The 1,318-nt window shown below is 65.9% G+C and carries 1 protein-coding gene and 1 other annotated feature; the gene reads left to right on the top strand.

The window, feature by feature from the left end; all coding sequences use genetic code 11:
- The first annotated feature begins 50 nt into the window (after window positions 1-50).
- Window positions 51-1,279, top strand: a protein-coding gene (locus ACS5PV_RS32755) for an IS3 family transposase (RefSeq protein WP_455399477.1) whose coding sequence is annotated in 2 segments (ribosomal slippage) — window positions 51-339 and window positions 339-1,279 — 1,230 coding nt in all. Because the reading frame shifts where the segments join, the coding sequence is not laid out codon by codon here.
- Window positions 332-448 (top strand) — a sequence feature (AL1L pseudoknot). (Overlaps the previous gene by 117 nt.)
- Window positions 1,280-1,318 lie beyond the last annotated feature (39 nt).

Genomic DNA, 1,318 nt, shown 5'->3' on the forward strand with positions numbered 1-1,318 from the left:
TGAACCGCCCCGGGTTTCCTGGAGGCTCCAACTTCTGAGAGGATGGAGCCATGACGAAGCGAACAGCCCCTTTTTCGCCTGAGGTGCGCGAGCGCGCGGTGCGGATGGTGCGCGACCATGAGGGCGAGCACGGCTCGCAGTGGTCGGCGATCCAGTCGATTGCGGCCAAGATCGGCTGCTCGGGCGAGACGCTACGGAACTGGGTGCGTCAGTCCGAGCGTGACCAGGGTGTGCGCCCCGGCCAGACGACGGACGAACGCGAACGGATCAAAGCACTCGAGCGAGAGAACCGTGAGCTGCGCCAAGCTAACGAGATCCTGCGCAAGGCGTCGGCGTATTTTGCCATGGCGGAGCTCGACCGCCGGTCTCGGCCATGATCAGCTTCATCGACGATCATCGGGCGGTCTACGGGGTCGAGCCGATCTGCAGGGTGCTGCCGATCGCCCCGTCGACCTACTACGCGCATGCCGCCCGGCGCGCCGATCCGGACAAGCAACCGGTTCGTGCTCGCAGCGACGCCGCGTTGATGATCGAGATCCAGCGCGTGTTCGAGGCGAACTTCTGCGTCTACGGTGTACGCAAGATCTGGCGGCAACTGGCCCGGGAGGGGATCGTGGCCGCTCGATGCACGGTGGCGCGGCTGATGCGCCGATTGGGCTTGGCGGGGGTGGTGCGTGGCAGGACCGTTCGCACCACGATCCCCGACCCGGCCACTGCCTGTCCGCTTGATCGGGTCAACCGCCACTTCAAGGCTCCCCGACCGAATGCCTTGTGGGTGAGCGACTTCACCTACGTCGCGACGTGGTCGGGCTTCGTGTACGTGGCGTTCGTCATCGATGTGTTCGCCCGGCGCATCGTTGGTTGGCGAGCATCACGTCGTGCCCATGCAGGCTTCGTGCTGGATGCCCTGGAGCAAGCCCTGCACGAGCGTCGTCCCGTCCAGGGCAGCGGACTGGTGCATCACTCGGACCGCGGCTCGCAATACTTGGCTCTACGGTACACCGAGCGCCTGGCTGGAGCGGGGATCGAACCGTCGGTCGGCAGCGTCGGCGACTCTTACGACAACGCCTTGGCGGAGACGATCAACGGCTTGTTCAAGGCCGAGGTCATCCACCGGCGTGGCCCGTGGCGCTCCTTCGAAGCCGTCGAGTACGCCACCTTGGAGTGGGTCGACTGGTACAACCACCGTCGCCTCCTCGCGCCAATCGGCCACGTCCCTCCCGCCGAGGCCGAAGCGAGCTATCATGCCAACGTCGGCGACCACGCCCTGGCCGCCTGACCCAAGACAAACAGCCTCCGAAAAACCCGGAGCGGTTCA

The sequence above is a fragment of the Methylobacterium sp. Gmos1 genome, from assembly GCF_053764715.1.